The sequence below is a fragment of the Photobacterium panuliri genome, assembly GCF_059920555.1.
In genome coordinates, this window is record NZ_CP197193.1 from 538,875 (window position 1) to 556,519 (window position 17,645).

At 44.8% G+C, this 17,645-nt stretch carries 17 protein-coding genes; 8 read left to right on the plus strand and 9 right to left on the minus strand.

Going from position 1 to position 17,645, the window contains the following annotated elements; all coding sequences use genetic code 11:
- Window positions 1-122: 122 nt before the first annotated feature.
- On the plus strand, window positions 123-2,009 hold the full coding sequence (locus ACSF8X_RS18645; protein WP_500851961.1) for a methyl-accepting chemotaxis protein: 1,887 nt from the start codon (window positions 123-125) through the stop codon (window positions 2,007-2,009).
- A 326-nt stretch (window positions 2,010-2,335) separates the two neighbouring features.
- Window positions 2,336-2,605: a hypothetical protein gene (locus ACSF8X_RS18650; protein ID WP_500851962.1), complete on the plus strand. Its 270-nt coding sequence runs from the start codon at window positions 2,336-2,338 to the stop codon at window positions 2,603-2,605.
- Between the two features lie 88 nt (window positions 2,606-2,693).
- Here the strand turns inward: ACSF8X_RS18650 and ACSF8X_RS18655 are convergent, their stop codons facing one another.
- On the minus strand, window positions 2,694-3,458 hold the full coding sequence (locus ACSF8X_RS18655) for a DNA ligase (protein WP_169753906.1): 765 nt from the start codon (window positions 3,456-3,458) through the stop codon (window positions 2,694-2,696).
- Window positions 3,459-3,811: 353 nt separating this feature from the next.
- The gene (locus ACSF8X_RS18660) at window positions 3,812-4,579 is read right to left on the minus strand and encodes a MaoC family dehydratase (protein WP_047879121.1); all 768 of its coding nucleotides are present in this window, start codon (window positions 4,577-4,579) and stop codon (window positions 3,812-3,814) included.
- Between the two features lie 522 nt (window positions 4,580-5,101).
- On the opposite strand from ACSF8X_RS18660, the gene ACSF8X_RS18665 reads away from it, so the two are divergent.
- Window positions 5,102-6,223 carry a serine hydrolase domain-containing protein gene (locus tag ACSF8X_RS18665; RefSeq protein ID WP_500851963.1) on the plus strand — a complete coding sequence of 374 codons (1,122 nt, stop codon included), beginning with the start codon at window positions 5,102-5,104 and terminating at the stop codon, window positions 6,221-6,223.
- A gap of 73 nt (window positions 6,224-6,296) precedes the next feature.
- Window positions 6,297-6,482 carry an alternative ribosome-rescue factor A gene (locus ACSF8X_RS18670; protein ID WP_500852120.1) on the plus strand — a complete coding sequence of 62 codons (186 nt, stop codon included), beginning with the start codon at window positions 6,297-6,299 and terminating at the stop codon, window positions 6,480-6,482.
- Between the two features lie 48 nt (window positions 6,483-6,530).
- On the opposite strand, the gene ACSF8X_RS18675 is transcribed toward ACSF8X_RS18670, so the two are convergent.
- From ACSF8X_RS18675 to msrP, 7 genes are all read right to left on the minus strand, one after another.
- The gene (locus ACSF8X_RS18675) at window positions 6,531-6,974 is read right to left on the minus strand and encodes a DUF2753 family protein (protein ID WP_047879120.1); all 444 of its coding nucleotides are present in this window, start codon (window positions 6,972-6,974) and stop codon (window positions 6,531-6,533) included.
- Window positions 6,975-6,993: 19 nt separating this feature from the next.
- Window positions 6,994-7,608 carry a superoxide dismutase gene (locus ACSF8X_RS18680; RefSeq protein ID WP_047879119.1) on the minus strand — a complete coding sequence of 205 codons (615 nt, stop codon included), beginning with the start codon at window positions 7,606-7,608 and terminating at the stop codon, window positions 6,994-6,996.
- A gap of 138 nt (window positions 7,609-7,746) precedes the next feature.
- Window positions 7,747-9,153: an amidohydrolase gene (locus tag ACSF8X_RS18685; RefSeq protein WP_500851964.1), complete on the minus strand. Its 1,407-nt coding sequence runs from the start codon at window positions 9,151-9,153 to the stop codon at window positions 7,747-7,749.
- A 203-nt stretch (window positions 9,154-9,356) separates the two neighbouring features.
- The gene (locus ACSF8X_RS18690; protein ID WP_500851965.1) at window positions 9,357-10,769 is read right to left on the minus strand and encodes an MATE family efflux transporter; all 1,413 of its coding nucleotides are present in this window, start codon (window positions 10,767-10,769) and stop codon (window positions 9,357-9,359) included.
- 10 nt (window positions 10,770-10,779) lie between these two features.
- Entirely contained in the window at window positions 10,780-11,421 is a 642-nt protein-coding gene (locus ACSF8X_RS18695; protein ID WP_500851966.1) for a hypothetical protein, read from the minus strand.
- A gap of 144 nt (window positions 11,422-11,565) precedes the next feature.
- The gene (msrQ, locus tag ACSF8X_RS18700) at window positions 11,566-12,252 is read right to left on the minus strand and encodes a protein-methionine-sulfoxide reductase heme-binding subunit MsrQ (RefSeq protein WP_500851967.1); all 687 of its coding nucleotides are present in this window, start codon (window positions 12,250-12,252) and stop codon (window positions 11,566-11,568) included.
- Window positions 12,252-13,262 carry a protein-methionine-sulfoxide reductase catalytic subunit MsrP gene (gene msrP / locus ACSF8X_RS18705; protein ID WP_500851968.1) on the minus strand — a complete coding sequence of 337 codons (1,011 nt, stop codon included), beginning with the start codon at window positions 13,260-13,262 and terminating at the stop codon, window positions 12,252-12,254. Before msrP ends, msrQ begins: the two co-directional genes overlap by 1 nt.
- 201 nt (window positions 13,263-13,463) lie before the next feature.
- Between msrP and ACSF8X_RS18710 the strand changes: the two genes are divergently transcribed.
- The 4 genes from ACSF8X_RS18710 to ACSF8X_RS18725 all read left to right on the plus strand — a co-directional run bounded on the left by ACSF8X_RS18710 (window position 13,464) and on the right by ACSF8X_RS18725 (window position 17,610).
- Window positions 13,464-13,985 (plus strand): hypothetical protein, encoded by a 522-nt coding sequence (locus ACSF8X_RS18710; protein WP_500851969.1) that lies wholly within the window; start codon window positions 13,464-13,466, stop codon window positions 13,983-13,985.
- A 119-nt stretch (window positions 13,986-14,104) separates the two neighbouring features.
- Window positions 14,105-14,617 (plus strand): hypothetical protein, encoded by a 513-nt coding sequence (locus ACSF8X_RS18715; RefSeq protein WP_500851971.1) that lies wholly within the window; start codon window positions 14,105-14,107, stop codon window positions 14,615-14,617.
- A 138-nt stretch (window positions 14,618-14,755) separates the two neighbouring features.
- Window positions 14,756-15,592 carry a patatin-like phospholipase family protein gene (locus ACSF8X_RS18720; protein ID WP_500851972.1) on the plus strand — a complete coding sequence of 279 codons (837 nt, stop codon included), beginning with the start codon at window positions 14,756-14,758 and terminating at the stop codon, window positions 15,590-15,592.
- A gap of 443 nt (window positions 15,593-16,035) precedes the next feature.
- Complete coding sequence (locus ACSF8X_RS18725; RefSeq protein ID WP_047879114.1) at window positions 16,036-17,610, plus strand: BCCT family transporter; 1,575 nt, start codon at window positions 16,036-16,038, stop codon at window positions 17,608-17,610.
- The last annotated feature ends 35 nt before the right edge of the window (window positions 17,611-17,645 follow it).

Below are 17,645 nucleotides of genomic sequence, written 5' to 3' on the forward strand. Positions count from 1 at the left end.
GAGTGAATAAATGGAGGCTTAACTCGGAAAATCAATTATTGATAACACTGTAAATTATAGCTATTTGTCTGTATTTGAATTACGTATAATCTTTTTACTCGTTTTTTGAGCAAGGGAAGATTATGCAATTCACATTAAAATTAAAACTATTGTTGTCGAGTTTTGCTGCGATTTCTATAACCGTAGTCGCATTGGGCGCTTTTTCTTATTTATCGATGAAAGATCAGCTTTGGAAAGCGATTGAAAGTGAGTCGACAAATACTTCTGTTGCGGTGACGAAGGGGATTGGTGATTGGCTTAATGCAAAGCGTGATGCTGTAACGGCCACGGTCAATACGATAACAGAAAAGAATACGCAAAATGTTGTTACTCACCTAAAGCAGACTTTGGTATCAGGTAATTTCAGTTTGGCATTTTACGGTAATGCGCAAGGTGAAATGTATCGTCATGATCCGTCATTGAACCGTGCTGGTTATGATCCTCGTACCCGGGGTTGGTATCAGTCTGCGCAGCAGGCTAGACGTGACATTGTCACTGCTCCATATATGAGTCATACCATGCAAACATTGGTAGTGACCCTCGCTGAGCCTGTGATGAGTAATGGGGCTGTGCGCGGGGTTGTCGGTGTTGATTTGGCTCTGGGGGATCTGATGAAGGATGTGCTGACCATTCCGGTACAGGGAGATGGTTATGCGGTGTTGGTAGATTTGGATAATCAGGTCATTGTTGCGCATCCAAACGAAAAAATGGAGCTCAAGCCAATTAGCGATCTGGGTTTGTCGATGGGTCAATTACAACAGGCGATTAGCGGAAAAGGCTTTTTCTTCTCTCAGTTTGATGGCCGCGAACGTGCTGTAGAGATACAGGCAGTTCCCGATTCTGGCTGGGCGCTGTTAATGGTGATGGACAAGTCTGTGCTGGAAGCGCCATTAGCTGACGTGGTATTTGATATTACTTTGATTGGGTTGATGATCCTTGCTGTTGCCTGCGTATTTGTTGGTTGGTTGGTTAACCGGCAGCTTCGCGAGCTTAACCATGTATCTGATGCATTGGCGGATATTGCCAATGGTGAGGGTGATTTGACCGTACGCATTGAAACGAAAACACAAGATGAAGTCGGTAAGTTGGCTGCGAATTTTAATCAGTTTGTTGAGCGCCAACATGCGATGGCGAGCAAGTTGCGGGACATTGCCGTTGAGTTGAATAAAAGTGCAGAAGTTGCAGCGGAGGCAACGGTTCAACGGACTCACAATATTCGCCAACAACAAGATGAAATTACGATGGTTGCCACAGCCGTGACCGAGATGGCAAGTGCTACGCAGGAAATTGCCGGTAATGCGGAAAATACGGCAAAGACAGCAGAAGAAGCCGTATCGATGGCAGGAGAGGGGCATCGTCAAGCTAGTCAGAGCCAAAATTCGATTGGTAATCTTGCTAACGAAGTCAATAGTGCATCGGGGATCATTGGTGAACTCAAAGAGCATGCTCTTAAAATTAGTACGATTCTATCAACGATCCGGGACATCGCCGAGCAAACAAACTTATTAGCGTTGAATGCTGCCATTGAAGCTGCGCGAGCCGGTGAGCAAGGCCGGGGTTTTGCAGTCGTTGCTGATGAGGTACGTGTGTTGTCACAGCGAACGCATGTCTCAACTGAAGAGATTCAAGCGATGATTGAAACGCTGCAATCCACAACTCAGCAAGCTGTATCAGCAATGGGTGAGAGCCACAGGTTGGCACAAACCAGCGTGACGGATGTAGATGCGGCAGGAAGTAGTATTACGTCTATTGCCGAGCAGATTAATGTGATCAGTGATATGGCAACGCAAATCGCGTCTGCTGCCGAAGAGCAGTCCAGTGTAACGGCTGAAATTAGTCGCAATACTGAAGGGGTACAAGAGGTCGCAAATCAAATGGCAGATGAAGCCATTGCCGCGGCACAGCAGGCAGAAACGTTAAAAGTGTTGGCCAATCAATTAGAGGTCGAGGTACATCGATACAAGTTGTAATGGTTTAACTCTGCTGAATTCAAATGTAGCCGCCTAATTGATTAGGCGGCTTTTTTATAGGTAAAGAAAATTTTATTGTTTATTTCAATGCCAGTAATGTTTTAAGGCGAAAGCTGTTGTTATGTTTCATTGCTATTTGATTTTTTATGAAACATCTCGAAAAATGGCAAAAATATATCGTTAATAACTGAATGGAAACCATCAGTCTTGTATTTTAAATACCTGTTCCATTAAGGCGAAGGATACTTTGTTTGTAGAATGTTCGATGAAAACAGAGCTTTGCCTTTGAGTGAGAGTATATTGACAGGATACGTTTTGAGGAATGCATGAAATATAAGCTATTGTTGTTAGGTTTGTTATTGTCAGTGTCTGGCCAAAGTGATGCCATTGATAATAAGAAGAGTGTCGATATCGAGTATGAGAAAATAGAAAAAGAAATGGCACTCGTGGAGTTGGAATGGGAAAGGCTATTTGCATTGGAAGAACAAGGTATCATTATTGATCAAAAGGAATATGATGCGTTGACAGAGAAGCAACAAACGCTAACCAGAAAAAAACTGCTTAGACAGGCAGGAAAGAATACCTCAAGAAAGTAATAATAGCGCTACAGTGAGTATTGATGGGTGTGTTTTATATCCTTTTGGCTGTGAGTGGTGATAAATAATGTTTAGGCGTGAGTTGTATTTAGCTATCAGGGCTAGGCCGCAATCGTACATATCGGGCAAATCTAGGTATGCCGCTGTTAGTGAACCCGTTATGACGGTATTGGATAAAACTACCGAGCGGAGGCGGGTTTTGCCGATCGTCGTCTGAAAATCCAGTGCCAATCTTAAATTTGATATTGTCGCTAGTGATTACCCAAATTGCCCCCATCATACCTTTGTATTTTCCATTGCCAGGCTCATAGCCGATAACAATGGCTTCGTTATCGTTATGGTGTTTAAACTTCATTAATGCGGGGCTTTTACCTGCTGTATAGAAATTGTTTTTGTTATGCAGCATTAGTCCTTCCCCACCTAGAGCGATCACATTTTTATGCCATCTCTCTAATTCGGTTATACTGCCAAGTTCACGTTGGGTGGCTACTTCAATGAAAGGTTGGTTTAATGTCTTCGCATGTTCTTTTAATAAAGAAAGACGATGGGAAAAAGGCCCTTGAACATTTGGCATATCAAATAACATGAATTTGATGTTGAGCCATTGGTTTGAATTTGGATATTTGTCTAATACGGTTCGTGTGACTTGTTGAAACTGTCCTCGTCCTGCCCATAATTCACCTTCTAGCATAATATCTTTTGGGAGTGCGGCAATAAACCAGTCTGGTGCCGAGATTGTATTGCCTTGGCGGGTGACGAGTGAGGTGCCTGTCCAAATAGCCCGAATACCGTCAAGTTTTTCGCTGACATAGAATTCTTTGATGCTCGGTGAATGCTCTAAAAATCGTGCCATTTTGTGTTGATCCATGCCTGTAGCATGCATCAAGTTAATACCAGAAATTGTCTTGCTGTGGGCGGAGCTAAATGGGCTAAGTGCTAGAGTTACAAGTGCAGCTATTTGACTAATAGTGAGAGAGCGTATTCGTTGGGATGGCATTGTATAGAGAACCGACAAAGAGTACATGGCCTAAAAACTAGGGCTTATCTTTGAAGGTGCAAAATATTATTATATTTTTCGCCTGTAAAATACGAGACAGTTTCAGTAAATATGTAATTTGGTGGAGCAGTATGATGGGAAATGTGAACTACAGCGTCATGGTAGTGATTGGCCACTCTTTAGAGAGCGGCCAATGATATCACGACGGATTAGAAGTGTAATTGAATAACCGATTCTGCTACACAGCCTGGGCGGCGTACGCCTTCGATTTCAACCCTAAGTTCTTGAACAATTTCTAGACCACGTTTAACAGGGGTTACCGCTAGAATACTGGTGGTCGCGCGAATACGATTTCCTGATTTAACAGGGTATGGGAAACGAATTTTGTTAAACCCCATATTCACGGTCATTTTAGCTGTCGGGAATTTTTGCTTTGATGGGTCAACACTGTCAGTAAGTACAGATAGCAGTGATAGAGTCAAAAAACCGTGTGCTACTGTCGTTTTAAACGGGGACTCTTCAGCGGCTCTATTTGGATCAGTATGGATCCATTGATGGTCTTCTGTGACATCAGCAAACTGATTGATGCGCCCTTGATCGACAAGCAGCCAATCGCCGGTGTGAATGATTTGGCCCAGCGTGTCGGTGAGTTCTTGGTAGAGTACTTCAGCTTCTGGCTTCATGGCAGCGACTGCAGCCGGAGTCTGTACTGGTGTATTTTGAATTTCTGCAGTATTCACTTGTTTTTCTTTATTTATAGCCGCTAAATGGCTGGTTGTTTCGGAGGTCTGCACAACAGCGTCATCGTTGGATGCAGTAGCGTGACTGCCAGCAAGCTGTACGATTTTTGATTTGTTTGTTTTTGTAACAAAATCAAGCCAGTGTTCACGTAAAGAAGGAGATAGTAGCTCCTTTAAATCAAAGGAATGCCGGGAAAATTCTTCACGTCTTTGCTTAATAAAATCGACAACTTTCATGCTGGTGACCTTCTTAAAAAAACGCTGTAAGCGATATCAAGGCGATATATTGTAACGTTTAATTTTAAATTGAAAAGACAAAATGTGTTCCAGATCTCGTTGTGACAGTGGTCAGATGAGTGATTGTCTTTTTATATCAGTTGGTTAGTGTTGTTGCTGGATTAGTGCAAAAAATCTAGCTCTGATTGTTGAAGGGTTCTTTTTAGGAGTAGAAATTGTCGATGATTAATAGTTTTAGCTTACAGTTGTGCTCTGGAATATTTCTCAATAGCAATTCAGCGTACATATGTACTATTAATTAGCTCAATGTTCAAAAGCTAAAAAATAGTATTTTATTGAAGGATGCAAAAAATCCACAGTATAAATGCCAGCATAATATCGTGATGAAATAGATGTAATTCATAACGCTAAGATATTGAGTCTACAGCGAGGTTGTTAGGGGGATCGTCTCACTAAAGAGCCAAAGCTCCAAGCGGAAAGAGCTAGGCTTATCCTGTTGCACTTAGTGAGGTGGTAGTCAACATGAGTGGCTGGCTTGTCGGTTGTATGGCTATATTGCTCTGTGTGTCAGCAGCTGTAGCCGCGCCTAACGATGACATTGCTATAGAGCTAGATCAATATGTAAAACAAGCCGTAAAGCTCGGGTTACCCGGTGCATCCTTGGCTGTTGTCATTAATGGCGAGATTCGGTTGCTGCGTGGTTATGGTGTCCGGAAGCGGGGGGGGACGGAGAGGGTCAACTCGGCGACGGTTTTTCCATTGGCTTCAATATCGAAGACATTTGCTTCTGGGGCGGTGTCGATTTTGGTCAACGACAAGTTGATTGAATGGGATACCCATGTTGTCCCTTATCTGGATGATATTGTGTTTAGCGAGCCAGAGTTAGGGAAGGATGTTACTCTTCGGCATGTCTTGTCGCATACAACAGGTTTAGTTCCTCAGGCATATTCTGATTTGTTGGAGGACAATGTCAGCTACAGCCGGATACTGGCAATGCTTGATAGGGTCAATTTCGTCTGTTCGCCGGGCCAGTGTTATGGTTACCAGAACATTGTTTACAATTTTTCTGCTGATATGTTGGCTCTGGCATCGGGTAAAGATTATCCCACGTTTGTCAAAGAGCATATTTTTGTTCCGTTGAAAATGGATCAGGCCTCTTTTGGCATCGAGGGGTATAAGGAGGCGGAGAATCGGGCCTCGCCACATGTCAGGGTTAAAGATGGTTGTGCTGAAGTGAAACCAGCTCCTTATTATTACCGTGTCCCCGCCGCCGCGGGTGTCAATGCGAGTGCGCAAGATCTAGCAAAGTGGATGCTCGCCCAGTTTGGTTATTACCCGAGTGTACTGCGGCCCGATTTGCTCGAGATTATGCATAAGCCTCATATAAGGGCTAATCAGTATCGTTATCGCGCTAAGTTGAGCAATGTGTACTATGCATTAGGCTGGCGAACTTTTGAATATGCCAATCAGCCCGGGTTTGTTCATCACGGTGGTTGGGTGCGAGGGTTTCGTACCGAAATGGTATTTAATCGCTATACAAAGACCGGTATCGTATTGCTAGCTAATTGTGAAACAAAATTTGCTCGTGAATTTGTTCTTTACTTTCTAGACCTTTATCGTCAGCATTATGGTCGAGATGGTTAAATATAAATCAAAAAGGTTGGATTATATGGCTAAGAAACGTAAGCAATATGCGCAAACAGATGATGACGGAAAGATGTTGTCATCAACTCCGGTGATAGAGACAGAAACGGGCCGCGGTACAGTGAGAGACAATGCTTTGAAAGCAGTTGTAACCAGTTCGCTCTTTAGAACACGAGTTGTAAAATCTAAAAAAGGTAAGGGGAGTTTTGTAAGAAAAGACAAACATAAAGGACGAGAGTCCTATTCAATGGCGGCTTAAGAGCATTCATTGTATAGGACTTTTTTCCTCTATATCTGCGTACCACGTTCAATGCAATTTAAATTTGGCAATGAGCTCGCATTGATTAGTGAGACTCATATTTTCAACCTGTTTGGCCACTATCGGGTTTGGGTGCCGTTTTAAAAAAGCGATCAATGCTGACTTGCAACAGCCCAGTGATGACATGAAACTCTCGCAATGTGCTCTAGGGCATTGGGGGATCAGTGTCATAATTTGCTCAGATGCCAATTGTAGGTATTTGAGTTCGTATTCGACATCGCCTTGTTGTTGCCAAAAATTCGCTAGATTGTGGCATGACATGACTTTTATAGTGAGTAAATCTTCCAGCTCTTCTGTTTGGAAACTTAGCGGTTCAAGCTGCTGAGATTCAGCTAGAGCAAGTTGGTAATGCACAACCGCCATTAGAAAGTCGTTACTTTTAACGGCATTATCAGCCAGTAAGGTATGTTGCTCCCACCGTGATGTGTTCATCGCGTTTTCTTCTCCGTAGTCATTGGGTATGAAGGCTGTCGATATAGTGTTGTTCGACTTGCTGCCAATCCACCACATTCCACCATGCCGCAATGTAGTCTGGGCGTTTATTTTGGTAGTTGATGTAATAGGCATGTTCCCAGACATCGAGAGCTAGAATGGGGATACCTTGTTTGTCGGCAACGTCCATGAGCGGGTTGTCTTGGTTACTGGTGGTCGTTATTTCAAGCCGGCCTTCAGTAACGATTAGCCAGATGAACCCTGATCCAAAATGGTTGGCAGCGGCTTCGCTGAACTGGTGTTTGAAGTCCTCAAAGCTGCCGAAGTGGCAGTGGATGGATTCTGCCAGAAGCCCTCCCGGGAATGGACTGCCATTGGGTGACATGCATGCCCAGTAAAGGTTGTGATTGTAGAAGCCACCGCCGTGGTTGCGAATTGCAGTAGGTAATTTTGATACGTTGGCAAACAGTGCTTCTAAGCTTTCATTTGCGTAGTCACTGTTTTCGATGGCTTCAGAGAATTTATTAAAATAGGTTCGATGATGACGGTCGTAATGGATTTCCATTGTTTTCGCATCAATGTAGGGCTCGAGGGCGTCGTAGGCATAGGGGAGGGCTGGAAATGAAAATGACATAGATATTCTCCTGATTTTGTATATTCCAATCATCAGGATAATAATGAGAATCAATATCGTTATCAACCATGTCTTTTGTATGCCAATAAAAAACAGCAGCCAAATAGGCTGCTGTTTTTGAGCATGGTTTAGCAGTAGTTATTGAACAATTTCACCGCTTTCTACGACTGTTTTTCGTACAGTATCGGCAAATTTAAGAGCCTCGTTGCGAATGGCCGTTTCGTCTACAGTTAGCATATTACGGTCTTGCATCAGCACTTTGCCGTCAACAATCGTATGTTTCACGTTGGCCGCATAGGCTGAATACACAAGTGCCGAATATGGGTTGTAGACCGGAACCATGTTAGGCGCTTTGGTATCTACGACGATGATATCAGCCAGTTTACCGGTTTCTAGTGAGCCGATTTTGTCTTCCATATGTAGCGCACGTGCCGCACCCATGGTTGCCATTTCGATGACTTTAATCGGTGGCATTGCCGCTCGGTCTTTGTTGACCAGTTTGTGAACCTTTGCAACTTGATTGAATTCATCAATGGTTGAAATGGTGTTGCCTGACATCGGGCCGTCGGTACCCAAGCCGATACGTAAGCCATCATCAAACATCTTTAGTGCTGGTGATACACCTTTGGCTGATTTGATATTGGCACTCATATTGTGTGCGATACCGACATCATGTTTTTTCAACAGCTCGATATCGCTGTCACTGACGTTGATAACGTGTGCACCGACAAGGTTCGGTGTCAGAGCGCCGATCTGCGCCATATATTCGACAGGGCTCTTGCCACCACTGCGCTCTGCGATTACTTGGTTTTCACGCTCCGATTCTGCCAGGTGAATCATTACCGGCACATCGTATTGCAGTGATAGCTTGGTGATGGTCTGCAGTGTTTCAGTGGTGTTGGTGTAGGGGGCGTGCGGGGCAAATGCCGGTGTGATACGAGGATGGTTTTTGTATTCTTCAATGAAGTTGACGGCATACATAATACCTTCTTCGGCATTGGCAGCATCGGCAACCGGGAATTTGATGACGGTTTCACCCAGTACGGCACGCATCCCAATTTGATCAACCGTTTTAGCGACTTCATCTTCGAAGTAGTACATATCGGCGTAGGTCGTTACCCCGCCTTTGACCATCTCAACGTTACCCAGTTGTGCGCCGATACGCACCATATCACGAGATACCAGTTTCTTTTCTAGCGGGAAGATGTAGCGATGCAGGCGATCGGGCACATCATCAGCCATTGAGCGGAATACAGTCATAGAGACATGGGTATGGGTGTTGATCAAACCTGGCATGACGATATCGCCATCAGCATCGATGGTTTGTTTAGCCTTGTATTCGGCCAGATCAGAACCATCGGTGACAGCGAAGATTTTATTGTCCCTAACTGCCACTAGACCATTGTCGTATACGGTCTTGTCTTGGTCCATTGTAAGAACCGTGGCATTTTTGATCAGAAGGTCAACTTTTTCAGCCGCCAGGGAGGAAGCACTTGCTAGGCAAGTTGCAGTCATAGACACAGCAAGCAAGGTTTTTTTGAACATGAATATCACCGCTCTTTGTAGAAACTGAGCGGATAATACCTGATGCGTTTGTATTGAAAATTAGTATTGTAAACTTGGGTTTAGTTATGTGATAAAAATCACGCAAAGGTTTGCTTTTAGGGCGTTACATTATAATTTTGCTATCCAGAATCATGACGTAATGTTTGTGATGGCCGCATTTTTTGATCATTACGTTATCTCCGTCACTTTTTGCGCAGGCGATGAAACATCCATAAGGTTAGGGCACTGCTGCATATAGGTAGCGCCAGCCAAACCCCTTGGATACCAAAGAAATGTGCCAAGGAGAAGATAAACAGGGTGATAAGCACGAGTTTGCCGCCAGAGAGCATCGCAGCCTCTTTGCCTCGATTGACTGATTGGAAATAGGTCGCCCCGACAAGCAGTAACCCTTCCATTGGCAGTCCCCAGAAATATAACTGGGCTCCTTGTACCGTGACCGGCTCTAGTGCTGGGTTATGCCCGGTAAAAAGATAGACCATCCACTCTGGGAAACTGTAAATCATGCTGACCCCCAAAAGAGCGATGAGCAAGGTTACCGCAAAGGCTAAATTTCGGGTTTGTCGCACTCGGTGATATTCACCAGCTCCGGTGTTGTAACTGGTAATGGGCTGAATACCCAAAGCGATACCTTCAAAGATCAGGTAGAAGAAAGCCTCGGTGTAGCTCACTATGCTGTAGGCTGCAACGTGGATGGCGTTGCCGACCCACAGGAACGCCTTGTTGTGCAACGTCAGAACAACAGAAAGGTAGAGATACATCAGCAGGCTGGAAAAGCCGAGTTTGCATATTTGACAAACAGTATCCCAATGCAATGCCATACTTTGCCGAGTAATGCGTAATTCGGTTTTTGCCGAGAAAAAATGTTGTAGGCACAGTAGGGCGGTGACGAGTTGCGAGAGCATGGTTGCAATGGCCGCCCCGGTGAGTGCCCAAGGTAATACCACGATAAACAGCCAGTCGAGGACAATATTGAGTATCCCGCCGAAAATCATAATGGCTGTGACGCGGTTAGGTTGGCCGTCGTTTCTGAGGAGTGAAGAAAAGGCCAGTGAGATAATGGCAAAGGTGCCTAATGCAAAATACCAAAAGAGGTAGTCTCTACCCATTTCGAGTATTTTCCCCTTGGCACCGAGCCATATAAGGATCGACTCGCTGAATGCCATTCCCAGTATACTGGTTATCAATGAGATGATTAGGCAGAGCGAAAAGGCATTGCCGACAATGCGTTTTGCCTGCTGGGTTTTATTTTCTCCCAGTTTGATTGAGACAAGCGCAGACGCCCCCATGCCTATGAGCGCCCCTAGGGCGTACAGCACTGAACCTACGGGATAGCCAAGCATGATCCCGGCAAGGCCGTCTTCGCCAATATAGTGGCCTATGAACATGCCATCGATGGCAACATAGATACCGGTGATGAGCATGGCGGCAATGGTTGGTAAGGTATAGCGAATGAACAGGCGGATGAGGGAGTCATTTTTCAATGACAAATGCGCAGCATGTTGCTCGTTGGAGGTATCGGCAGCCCCTGTGTGACCGATAAATTCATGTTCGGTGGATTCCAATACTGGATCGGGATAAGGCTGCGGAGAACTCATGATATCGTTATCACTGCTGAGGAAACTCAAAGAAGGCCGAGAGTAAAATGTATTTGTGAATCGTTCTACTGCCGTCTTTCTTGAGTGGATGATATGTTTTATAGCTACCGTTCAGAGGATAGCCTAATGCCTCGAATTGTTGCTGGATACCGTGTTCTGGCATCAGTAGACGGACACCATCGCGGTTGTATGGCTCGATATTGTCCGGCAGGCAACCTAACCACCAGCCAAGAATTTCTTTACTGGCTTTGCTTCGGTCAAACCAATGGTCAGCTACCACAACCAGATAATTGGGTTGCTGGGCATCCATTTTTTGACAGGTATCGATAATGGTTTGAACAAATGCTTTGCGACGCGCAAGGTTGGCACTGAGCAGGCGCTGGGCAATAATCCAAATGGTTAGTTCATTGTTATGGATTCTGAAAATAGGCTGGGGCAATTGCTCATCTGACTGGCATTGTTCGAATAACGCAGGGATCCCTTTGTCATTGAGGGTGGCAATAATGCGTCGACTAAGGGCTTTTCCCAAATGATTTTCACGCATACCTCGGTTGTGAACCGTTGGGTAATGCTGTTCGCATAGCTGCAGGCAATCTAATTGAAATCGCTCAATGCTGCTGAAAATATAATCGCCAACCAAAAGTTGCCCCATCAAAGATCACTGCAGGCTTCAACGTCTCTCGTTGGAGCCTGTATATACCGCCGCCGAAAGTTATATCGTACCAGAAAAAGTCTTAACTTCTACGATATTTCAGCTGGTTAGGGGGCTTAGGCCATCTAAAATACAAGCTGTGTTTTATGAGCGCGAATGTGCGGTCGCAAACTGTGCAAACCAGCGACGAAATGTGTGATATCGCATCGCTAAAAGAGCAAGGGAAATAACTAAGTAAATGACAGGTTCAATAAGCCCTGACTTGACTGACCATAGGTAGTGAATAGGAGCCAGAATGAGAGCCAAATAGACCCAGTTGTGGAGCTGCTGCCAGTACCTTCCCATTGTTCGTTGGATTTTATGGCTGGATGTTATGGCCAAAGCAAATAGAACCAGCCAGCAAACAGCCCCTAAGGATAAGTAGGGGCGAGAGACGATTTCATCGGCAATGAGTGTCCATTGAAAATTGAGGTCTAGGGCAATGTAGACGGCCAGATGTAAGACGGCCCAAGCAAAGCTGTACAGGCCCAAGACTCTTCGTACTTTGACAAGCTGTCCTTGTTTTAACCAACGAGCAAATGGTGATACCGCCAGTGTGATAAACAATGTGTTAAGGGCTGCTAAACCCGTAAAGTGGCTTAAGCCTTGTATTGGATCGGCGCCGAAGTTGCCTTCCAGCGTATTCCAGATGAGTAAGGCGGCAAACCATAATGAGACAAGGTGGATTAATACCTTTATAGCCCGAATATGAATAGGCTTGAGTGTCAATATGCGACGTTTGGGATGAGGCCGAGAAACATGGCCCGTCTTGTTTGTATTGATATCGTGCATCAGTAATTCCTTGTCAGATCCATACTGCGATAAAGACCGGCGACTTGTGCTTCATAGCCGTTGAACATTTTGGTTGGTTGGCGACGGCTGCTGAAAAGGTTTCCCTCACCGATAAATCGTTCGCTTGCTTGGCTCCAGCGAGGATGGTCAACCTTCGGGTTGACGTTGGCATAGAATCCATATTCTTGTGGGGCCAGAATGTTCCATGTGGTTGGCGGCATTTTGTCCGTTAGGGTGATTTTTACAATTGATTTGATGCTCTTGAAACCATATTTCCACGGGACAACAAGGCGAATGGGGGCGCCGTTTTGAGGAGCAAGCGTCTTGCCGTAAAGACCAACTGACAGCAACGTAAGTGGGTGCATCGCCTCATCAAGGCGAAGTCCTTCTACGTACGGGTAGTCGATGCCGCCACCTAGTCGCCGCGACGCCTGCCCGGGCATTTGGTCGGGGTCATAGAGTGTCTCGAAGGCGACGTATTTTGCTGAGCTAGTAGGGCTGGCGGCCTTGATTAGAGCCGCGAGGGGAAACCCCAGCCATGGAATATTCATTGACCAAGCCTCGACGCAACGTAACCGATAGATCCGTTCTTCAATGGTGAAACGCTTGAAGAGATCTTCATAGCCCAGCGTGAACGGATTACGTACTAATCCTTTGATTTCAATATTCCAAGGGTTGGTTTTGAAGTTCTGCGCTCGAGCTGCGGGATCGGACTTGTCGGTGCCAAATTCATAGAAGTTGTTATATTTTAGAATTTTGTCTTCAGGAGTCAGCGAAAGCTGTGGGTTTGAATAGGATGAAGATTTTCCCGCTAGGGTGCGCCGTCGATCCGGGGTTTCAGCGTTCTTTCCGAAGCTGTCGAACAAACCGGCATTAACTTGCCCTGCGAGAGGGAGTGCAGCCAATGTTATTCCGAGCTTTTTGAGAATATCACGTCGTTGGTGGTAGACAGATTCAGGGGTTGCATCGCTTTCGGCTAGTTGCCACTTGGCCTTTTTCTTTATGATCATAGGTATTCCTGCAATTTGGTCATTTGAGTTAATAGACCTAAGAAGATACGTTTAAATTTCAAGAGAGTTTGTTTTGAGTAATAAGAGAGTCCTGTATTGTTGGTTCTTTGCCCAAGCTGCGACGAAGGCACTGGATTGAATTGATCTCTTGTTAAGTGCTGAGTAATCTCTCGGAAATTGAACGATAAAACGGAGAGTATAGTGGGCTATCAAGGTGACAACTCGCAGTCAGCCGAATATGCATTTCATGCGGGTATTGAGTTACAGCATATCTATTTGGAAGTTTATGCGGAACGCTTCCATTCTTTGCGGCAGTATTTTGAGGCCTATTACTGTTATCAACATGGCTTGGTAACGCGCCATAATAAACCCGATTGGCGACAGATTTTTTCTTATGCGCCTTGTTCAGTTGCTGTATCCAAATTGAGTGCGGTTTCAAAGAAAGAGCCGTTGAAGCATCTTGTTCGCGAGCTTTATTTGCCGTTAGGGGTTATTGAGGGTCAACTCAAGGCTCTGGTGCGAGACGATCGATTAACTGTTGAGAGAATTGGTGAAATATTGGACAGGGCGCTGTCATATGTCGTGATAACTCGTGATGAGTGGCAGTGTCTTAAGTCGAAAGGGCTAGATAGTGTGATGCCTCGAGAATACTACAAAGCGGATAATGAGCAATATCAGAATCCCCAGTACCGTTTTGAATCGTGCGGCATAGTGTTTGAATAATACCGAAAATGAATTTTCTTATGATAGTGAAATTGTTTTAACTGATAGAGTTATTCGTTCATAATTAAACCCAATATAACAGTAGGCAATAGATCAGTATAAGAATGAATGTTAATTATATGCTAGTTGCAGCCGTGCTTTTTTCTACCTCTACATCGGGCTATGCTGCAGAGCCAAATCCCCATCATTACAATTTTCATAAAGATGGGTACGCACAAGACACAAAGCATTACGGGAATGATACGACAACCCTGAATGTGAAAATCGGAACGACACCATTTGGTCAGCGAAACCTTATTTTTACTCAGACGGATACATCTGGCGGTAAAATGGTAAACTCTTGCAATGCAAGTACAATGACTTTCGCCCCGCAGTTGGATAGCCACGTAAGAACCGTTCCTTATCGGGTAAACGGTAAAATAGTATATATGGAAGAGTTTTGTAAATCATATAAATACTCTAGTAAAAAGTATATTGCAGCCTATTCTCGTGAGCGTCGTGATCAGGATTACATTATTAATCAGTTCATCACGAGTAATACTGTAAAAGTTGAGAATTTATCACTGAATGAATTTACTTTGTCTGCGCGTGGGTTCACGAAAAAGTGGAGGCAATCAAATAAGAAAAAATAGTGTTTACTGAGCGCCCAGTAGGGCGCTATTCAAAAGAGTAACAATGGCTTGAAATAATATGACTGTTACCTATAGCTGACTCGTTTGTGGTCTGATAGTTTATATGACTAGAGATGACCGAAAACAGAGGGAGCAAACGTGAGTACAGAGAAACAGAAATCAGCATTGGTTGTTGAAGGCGGTGCAATGCGCGGGATTTTTTCTGCAGGGGTACTTGATAGCTACCTTGCTCAGGGCTATCAACCGTTTGATTTTTGTCTTGGTGTCTCGGCGGGTTCAACTAGTCTTGCTTCATGGTTGTCTCGGCAGCCTAAGCGGACATACAAGGTCATTACAGATTATTCCTGTCGACCTGAGTTCATTGATTTTATCCGCTACATGAAAGGCGGCCACTGGATAGATCTGGACTGGTTGTGGGAGATCACGTTACGCGAACTGCCTTACGATATCTCGTCTTTTCAGTCCCAGCCAACCCCGCTTTATGTCGTTACGACGGATATCAATACCGGAGAGCCCATTTATACTCGGGCAACACCTGATAACCTCAATGACTTATTAAAGGCATCGTGTTCTGTCCCTTTGGCCTACCGGGGGTATCCTCAAATAAATGGTCAGAGTATGACTGATGGGGGAGTTGCGGACTCGATCCCTGTTATCAAAGCCTATGAGATGGGGGCGAGGGAAATCACGGTGATTTTATCTCGCCCTGAAGGCTATCGAAAACCTGAGTACCGTAGTGCTTGGGTCGTAAATAAATTATTCAAAGACCATCCCGTTTTGGCTAATGCGATGCTAAAACGAGCGGAAATTTATAATCAGGCAATGGCTTTTATTGAAAATCCGCCAGTTGATTGCAAGGTGACAGTCATTGTGCCGCCAAAAACGTTTGCAGTTGGACGGTTGACCACGGATTTCGCGAAGCTAGAACATGGCTATCAGCAAGGTTATGCCGCAGGTAAAAGTCACATTAGATAGGCTTTGTTAATACTCATCTTTTATCCCCCATCATTCCTCCTATTTGAGATAACGTAACAAACTAAAACGTGCCATATTTTCTTATCGCTGCCTGTATGGGATGGGAGCGATAAGTAGGTGTCACCGATGCCAGCGAGTGATGGTTATCTCAAACAAAATGTTTTGTGTCCGAAGTAATTGGTGTGATTGAAATATCCACGTATTCACCTGGATTAACCTCTTTGCGGTACAAAAAATAGACATTATGTGTTGATTTTCAAGTAAACTTGACAGAAGTGAGCAGGAAATGGTTTGATCTGTACATTGATTTAATGATTACAGGGCTAAGTATTCTTGTTGCGAGCCATGTCGAGTCATTATCTGGCCGTTCGAAATGAAAGGTAGATTTCGCTCTGTCAGATAATGTTTTTGCATGGCATTCGTCTATCAAGAAGGATGAGAAGATGAGTGGTATAGATAAGTACAGTATTGATAATACGGACTACACAGTAGGCCAGGATAATATTCAGAAGTGGGGGTTTGATGTTCATAACCCGGTGTTTGGTACCAGTGCCGGCCTGATACTGCTGTTTTTGATTGCTGCGTTGGTGAGTGACCCTGTCACGGCTAAGACGGCGTTAGATGGCATTAAGAATAGTATTATCAATAGTTTTGATTCGCTGTTTATTTGGTCTGGCAACATTTTTGTGGTGTTTTGCCTGGCTTTGATTGTTTCACCGTTTGGTAAGATCCGTATCGGCGGTAAGGACGCTGAAGCGGATTACTCCAGAATGTCTTGGTTGGCGATGTTGTTTGCCGCTGGTATGGGCATTGGCCTGATGTTTTGGAGTGTTGCCGAGCCTGTCGCATATTATACCGGATGGTATGAAACGCCTCTGAATGTCACTCCTTTTACGCCAGAAGCGCGTGAGTTGGCATTAGGTGCAACCATGTACCATTGGGGCTTGCACCCTTGGGCGATTTACGGTGTGGTTGCTCTGTCCCTTGCTTTTTTTGCTTACAATAAAGGCTTGCCGCTTTCTATCCGTTCAATATTTTACCCAATGCTCGGCGATCGTGTCTGGGGTTGGCCGGGCCATGTTATCGATATATTTGCCGTGTTGGCAACGCTATTCGGTCTTGCGACCTCGTTGGGGTTAGGTGCTCAGCAGGCTGCAAGCGGTATCGAGCATGTCTTCGGTATTTCTGGCGGTATTGGGTTGCAGGTTGGGGTGATCGTTTTTGTTACCTTATTGGCGATTATTTCGGTAGCGCGAGGCATTGATGGTGGTGTTAAGCTACTGAGTAATCTCAATATGCTGGTGGCTCTGGCGTTGTTAGTCTTTGTTGCCGGAGTGGGTTTTGCCGTTTCTATGGGGACAATTCCAACAACCGTGGCAGGTTATGCGAAAAACTTTTTTGCATTGAGTAACCCTCATGGCCGTGAAGATCAGGCATGGTTGCATGGTTGGACGGTATTCTACTGGGCATGGTGGGTGTCATGGTCACCATTTGTAGGTATGTTTATCGCCCGTGTCTCGAAAGGGCGTACCGTACGTGAGTTTTTGATTGCTGTGTTGATTGTTCCGACAATTATTACCACAATCTGGATGTCTGTTTTTGGCGGTCAGGCAATAGATCAGGTGATTCACAAAGTGGGTGTGCTGGGCCAAGATGGTTTGACTTCAGTGCCACTTGCGATGTTCGAAATGTTTGAATCTTTGCCTATGAGTGCCACTCTTTCGGTTATTGCCATTGTGCTGGTAATGGTTTTCTTTATTACCTCATCAGATTCAGGCTCCTTGGTGATCGATAATATTACCGCTGGCGGTAAGATTGATTCACCAATGCCTCAGCGAGTATTTTGGGCAACGATTGAAGGGGCTGTTGCGGCAGTACTACTGTATGTCGGCGGCACCGAGGCAATTGAAGCATTGCAGGCTGGGGCAATTTCAACGGCTTTACCATTCGTGTTTATTCTTTTGTTAATGTGTGTCAGCTTGATTCTGGGCTTTAGCACAGAGAAGTATCGCGAGTAGAGTCTGAACTAGAGAGATAAAAAAACCACTGCCAG